The organism is Sporosalibacterium faouarense (assembly GCF_016765695.1).
GTDB classification, from domain to species: Bacteria; Bacillota; Clostridia; order Tissierellales; family VENL01; genus Sporosalibacterium; species Sporosalibacterium faouarense.
On record NZ_JAETGO010000052.1, the window covers coordinates 21090 to 27253 of the forward strand.

The window sequence follows — 6164 nt, forward strand, 5'->3', positions numbered from 1 at the left end:
GAGACATTTGTTTAATGGCTACACAACTGATGATAAATTGAACGAGGAATGTGGTGTTTTAGGTATATATGATTCAAAGGATAGGGATATATCATCTATGCTTTGCTATGGGTTATTGGCCCTCCAACATAGAGGTCAAGAAAGTGCAGGAATCGCAGTAAATGATGATGGAATAATCCAATATCATAAAGACATGGGTTTAGTTACAGAGGTTTTTAATGATGAAATTATCAAAAGACTTGCGGGGAATATTGGAATTGGTCATGTAAGATATTCTACAACTGGAGAAAGTCACGTATATAATGCCCAGCCCCTTGTAGTTAAATACAGAAATGGGAGTATTGCCCTTGCCCATAATGGAAACCTTGTTAATGCTAATACAATTAGGGAAATGCTTGAAGAGGATGGAGTTGTATTTCAAACATCTACAGATAGTGAGGTTATAGCAAATTTAATGGCTAGATATCATAAAGCGGATATAGAGAATGCAATTAAGAAGGTAATGGAACTTTTAAAGGGAGCTTATGCTTTAACGATCATGACTGACAATAAACTTATAGGAGCTAGAGATCCTCATGGCCTTAGACCTCTTTGTATAGGTAAAACTGAAGATGGATATGCTTTATCTTCTGAAAGCTGTGCCTTTGATACGATTGGTGCTAAATTAATTAGGGATGTTGACCCAGGAGAGATAGTAGTTATAGATGATAATGGAATAACTAGTATTCAAAATGATAAGTGGTGCAAAAAGCAATTATGCATATTTGAATTAATATATTTTTCCAGACCAGATAGTATAGTAGATGACATTAACATATATGAAGCGAGAAGAAAAGCAGGAAGAATCCTAGCTAAGGAGCATCCTGTAGAAGCAGATATAGTTATATCAGTACCTGACTCTGGAACGGCAGCAGCGATAGGATACGCAGAAGCATCAGGCATACCTTATAGTGAAGGCCTGATAAAGAATAAATATATAGGTAGGACATTTATACAGCCCAATCAAGAGTTAAGGGAGCAAGGAGTAAGATTAAAGCTAAATGTGTTAGAAAGCAATGTTAGAGGTAAAAAGGTAATTTTAGTTGATGACTCAATAGTAAGGGGAACTACCAGTAGACGTCTAGTAGATATGCTGAAAAATGCAGGAGCTGAGGAAGTACACGTAAGGGTAAGTTCTCCACCAGTAAAATATTCTTGTTATTTTGGGATTGACACACCTAATAGAGAGAAGTTAATAGGAGCTAATTATTCAGTTGATGAGATAAGAGATCAAATACATGCCGATAGTCTCGGCTATATTTCCATGGAGGGACTTATTAAATCCACTGGAAGGAATATTAGTGATATGAATACAGGATTTTGTGCTGCTTGCTTCAATGGAGATTATCCTATGGAAGTGCCAAAGGGATAAAATAATAATTAAATTTATTTTTAGAAAAGATTTGAGTTTGAAATATGAATTTTAAGTTTCAATTACGGATAAGAAGAGGGCAAGATATAAACAGTATAAACTTAAGGGAGGCATTAAAATGTCTAATCAAAAACTAACCTATAAGAGCTCTGGCGTGGATAAAGAGGCAGGATATGAGGCAGTTAAATTGATGAAAAGCCATATTACTAAGACATTTACTGAAGGAGTAGTGTCAGATGTTGGGGGATTTGGCGGACTATTTGCTTTAAATAAGGAAGATTATGAACAGCCTATATTAGTTTCAGGAACAGATGGTGTGGGAACAAAGCTAAAGGTAGCTTTTATGATGGATAAACATAACACTGTAGGGGAAGATTGTGTTGCTATGTGCATAAATGACATTTTATGTCAGGGAGCAAAACCCCTTTTCTTCTTGGACTATATAGCAACTGGAAAGCTTAAGCCAGAAAAAACTGCTATGATAGTTGAGGGTATAGCTAATGGTTGTGTAAAAGCAGGAAGTGCCTTAATAGGGGGAGAAACGGCTGAAATGCCTGGAATATATAGTGATGGAGAATATGATTTAGCTGGGTTCGCAGTGGGAATAGTAGATAAAAATAAAATAATAGATGGTTCTAAGATTCAAGATGGAGACATATTAATTGGACTACCCTCAAGTGGAGTCCACAGTAACGGATTTTCATTAATAAGAAAATTATTCTTTGATATCAAAGGTTATAAAGTTGATAAATATATTGAGGAACTAGGTTGTACATTGGGAGAAGAGTTATTAAAGCCAACAAGAATTTACACAAATCCAGTATACGATTTAGTGGAAAAATTTAATATCAATGGAATTAGTCATATAACTGGGGGAGGTTTTTATGAGAATATTCCTAGGATGCTTCCAGCAGGATTAAAAGCATGTATTGATACTAGCTCAATAGACACACCTCCTATTTTCAAAATAATGCAAGAACAAGGCAATATTGATATAGATGAGATGTATGGCACATTTAATATGGGAGTAGGTATTGTTATGGCAGTAAATCCAGATGAACTTGATAATATTCAAAGCTTTCTTTCTGATAAAAAAGAAAAATTTTATACATTAGGAGAAATTAAAACAGGAGAAGGGGAAATAGAGATATGTCACCAATAAAGATGGCTGTTCTGATATCAGGGGGAGGAACAAATCTTCAAGCAATAATAGAGGCTATTGAAGATAAAGTTATAAACGGTGAAATTAAAGCAGTAATATCAAATAAACAAAATGCCTATGGACTGGAAAGGGCAAGATTGAATAATATAGATGCATGTTTTATAGATAGAAATAGCTTCGATAATAATAAAGAATACAATAATGAAATCCTAAGAATTCTTGAAAATAAAGATATTGATTTAGTAGTTTTAGCGGGATACCTTCAAATATTAAGCACAAAATTAGTATCTAAATACCAAAATAAGATAATAAACATCCATCCTTCATTGATTCCAAGCTTTTGTGGCAAAGGATTTTATGGAGAGAATGTTCACAAGTCTGTACTTGACTATGGAGTGAAGGTAACTGGAGCAACAGTTCATTTTGTAGATGAGGGAACTGATACAGGACCAATAATTCTTCAAGAAGTTGTTAAGGTTGAAGATGATGATACCGTAGAAAGTCTACAAAAAAAGGTGCTTTCAGTAGAACATAAAGTCTTAGTAGAAGCAATTAAGCTTTTTTGTGAAAATGAGTTAAAAGTTGAAGGGCGTAGGGTGTTGATTAATAGATAACCTAAAGACGAAGAGTTATTTAAACTTATCAGGGAGGGAATAGGAATGAAGAGGGCTTTAATTAGCGTATATGATAAAACGGGAATAGTAGAATTCGCAAAGAAATTAGTAGAATTGGGTTGGGAGATAATCTCAACTGGTGGAACAGCTAGAAAATTAAATGAAGAAGGAATTGAAGTTATAGATATATCTGATATTACAGAATTTCCAGAATGCTTTGATGGGAGAGTTAAGACCTTACACCCTAAAATTCATGGAGGATTATTAGCTGTCAGGGATAATGATGAGCATATAAAGAAAATGAATGAGTTAGACATTCACCCTATCGATATTGTAGTTAATAATCTCTATCCCTTCAAAGAAACAATACTTAAGGATGGAGTTAGTCATGATGAAATTATAGAGAATATAGATATTGGTGGGCCATCTATGTTAAGGGCAGCAGCTAAAAACTATAAATACGTTTCAGTTATAGTTGACCCTTTCGACTATGAAAGAGTATTGGATGAATTAGAGAGTAATGATAATATTAAAGATAGCACTAAAGAATATTTAGCAGCGAAGGTGTTCCAGCATACAAGTCATTACGATGCCCTTATTTCAGATTATTTTAATAAAAAAGCTAATATAGATATGCCTGAACAAATTACATTGACATATGAAAAGAAACAAGAATTAAGATATGGAGAAAATCCTCACCAAAAAGCAGCATATTACTCAAGCATTCAAGAAACAGAAGGGACCCTTTCAGAAGCAGTTCAGCTTCACGGTAAGGAACTATCTTTTAATAATATAAATGACACTAATGGTGCCATTGAGATATTGAAGGAGTTTAATGAGCCGACAGTCATAGCTGTAAAGCATGCTAATCCGTGTGGAATAGGTAGTGGTAATTCAATTGTTGAAGCCTTTAAAAAGGCTTATGAATGTGATAAAGTTTCCATCTTTGGAGGTATAATTGCTTCAAATAGTGAAATAGATTCAAAAACTGCAGAACTAATAAATAAAATTTTTATTGAAGTTGTAATAGCACCATCTTATACTGATGAAGCTTTAGAAGTTCTAAAATCTAAAAAGAATATTAGAATATTGAAGCTTTCTAATATAATGAAAAAATCCTATAGATCATACGATATTAAAAAGGTTCTTGGAGGAGTTCTAGTTCAGGAGAGAAATAATCATCTTATAAATGAAGAAGCTGTAAAAGTGGTTACAGAAAGAGAGCCTAATGATCAAGAAATGAGGGATTTATTATTTGCATGGAAAGCAGTTAAAAACACTAAATCAAATGGTATAGTATTAGCTAAAGATGAAGGGACTATTGCCATAGGGCCTGGACAGGTTAGTAGAATTTGGGCTCTTGAAAATGCTATTAAGCAAGCTGGAGAAAGGACAAATGGTAGTGTCATGGCTTCTGATGCCTTTTTCCCATTTAGTGATTGTGTAGAAGCTGCTGCTAATAGAGGAATAACTGCTATTATTCAACCAGGAGGCTCGGTTCGTGATGAAGAGTCAATTGAAATGGCAAACAAACATGGAATAGCTATGATATTTACAGGAATAAGGCATTTTAAACACTAATCTACAATACGACATATTTCCCAGGAAATTATGACAAATTTAGAGGGGAGGAATGTAAATGAAGATTTTAGTTATTGGAAGTGGTGCAAGAGAGCATACATTGGTGTGGAAATTATCTCAAAGTGAAAAAGTATCTAAAATATTTTGTGCACCTGGTAATGGCGGAATAAGTGATTTGGCAGAGTGTGTAAATATAAAGGCTGAAGATATAGATATGCTATTAGGCTTTGCTATAAAAGAAAAAATAGATTTAACAGTAGTGGGTCCAGAGGCTCCTTTAGTAGGGGGAATAGTCGATAAATTTAGACAAGAAGGTTTAAAAATATTTGGACCTGGCAGTAATGCTGCTAAACTTGAAGGAAGTAAAAAGTTCTCAAAGGATTTTATGGCAAAATATCAGATTCCTACTGGTAGGTATGAAAGCTTTGATAATGCTGACGGAGCATTAAAAGGACTAGATGAATTTGATTATCCGCTAGTGATAAAAGCTGATGGCTTGGCAGCCGGCAAGGGAGTAGTTATATGCAATAGTAAAGAAGAAGCAAAAATAGCAATAAAAGAGATGATAATAAATAAGAAGTTTGGAGAAGCTGGTAATAATATAATCATAGAAGAATTTTTAAGTGGAACTGAAGCTTCCTTACTATGCTTTGTAGCGGGAAATAGATTAATACCTATGGAGAGTGCACGGGATTATAAAAAAGCTTATGATGGTGATGAAGGTTTGAATACAGGAGGAATGGGATGTTTTTCTCCAAATCCTATTTTTACAGATGATCTAATTGCTACGGTTGAAGATGAAATATTAAATAAGATAGAAACAGGTCTTAAAGAAGAAAATCTAGGTTTTAGTGGAGTTTTATTCATAGGATTAATGATTACTGAGGGTGGACCAAAAGTTTTAGAATTTAATGTTCGCATGGGAGATCCAGAAACAGAGGTAGTGATTCCCAGGCTTAAAAATGATTTAGTTGAGGTATTTGAATCTGCAATGGATGAAACACTTGAAAAAAGTGATTTAAGCTGGTCGTCTAAAGCTTGTCTATGTGTTATTGCAGCTTCAGGGGGATATCCAATTAATTATGAAAAGGATAAAGTTATAAATGGAATAAATAATACACATGAAAATGTCATAGTCTTTCACGGGGGAACGAGAAAGCATGATGATGAACTATTTACCAATGGTGGGAGAGTACTAGCTGTTACTTATTTAGGTAATAATATAGATGAGGCAAGAAAAGAAGTATATAAGAATATAGAAAAAATCAGTTTTGAAAAAATGTTTTATAGAAAAGATATTGGAGAAATATAGGGTGGTCGGGGGACCATCCTATTATTTTGGTGTGCCCAGCATGGGCACAGTCTATAGGGTGAAAGTCCTGAACACCGAAGGTGA

5 protein-coding genes are annotated in these 6164 nt (G+C 34.2%); all 5 read left to right on the forward strand.

Going from position 1 to position 6164, the window contains the following annotated elements; translation table 11 throughout:
• The first annotated feature begins 7 nt into the window (after positions 1–7).
• The 5 genes from purF (at position 8) to purD (ending at position 6080) form a co-directional block, all read left to right on the forward strand.
• The gene (gene purF, locus JMO20_RS10755; RefSeq protein ID WP_202709671.1) at positions 8–1411 is read left to right on the forward strand and encodes an amidophosphoribosyltransferase; all 1404 of its coding nucleotides are present in this window, start codon (positions 8–10) and stop codon (positions 1409–1411) included.
• A 118-nt stretch (positions 1412–1529) separates the two neighbouring features.
• A complete protein-coding gene (purM, locus tag JMO20_RS10760; RefSeq protein ID WP_202709672.1) occupies positions 1530–2573 on the forward strand; it encodes a phosphoribosylformylglycinamidine cyclo-ligase in 1044 nt (347 codons plus the stop codon).
• Positions 2561–3187, forward strand: coding sequence for a phosphoribosylglycinamide formyltransferase (gene purN / locus JMO20_RS10765; RefSeq protein WP_202709673.1), 627 nt, complete (start codon positions 2561–2563; stop codon positions 3185–3187). The genes purM and purN overlap by 13 nt, the downstream gene beginning before the upstream one ends.
• A 45-nt stretch (positions 3188–3232) precedes the next feature.
• Complete coding sequence (gene purH / locus JMO20_RS10770) at positions 3233–4768, forward strand: bifunctional phosphoribosylaminoimidazolecarboxamide formyltransferase/IMP cyclohydrolase (protein ID WP_202709674.1); 1536 nt, start codon at positions 3233–3235, stop codon at positions 4766–4768.
• Between the two features lie 58 nt (positions 4769–4826).
• On the forward strand, positions 4827–6080 hold the full coding sequence (purD, locus tag JMO20_RS10775; RefSeq protein WP_202709675.1) for a phosphoribosylamine--glycine ligase: 1254 nt from the start codon (positions 4827–4829) through the stop codon (positions 6078–6080).
• Positions 6081–6164: the final 84 nt, after the last annotated feature.

Coding starts and splice junctions, on each gene's coding strand:
- purN (WP_202709673.1), top strand. CDS start 2,561: ATGTCACCAATAAAGATGGCTGTTCTGATATCAGGGGGAGGAACAAAT.
- purH (WP_202709674.1), top strand. CDS start 3,233: ATGAAGAGGGCTTTAATTAGCGTATATGATAAAACGGGAATAGTAGAA.
- purM (WP_202709672.1), top strand. CDS start 1,530: ATGTCTAATCAAAAACTAACCTATAAGAGCTCTGGCGTGGATAAAGAG.
- purD (WP_202709675.1), top strand. CDS start 4,827: ATGAAGATTTTAGTTATTGGAAGTGGTGCAAGAGAGCATACATTGGTG.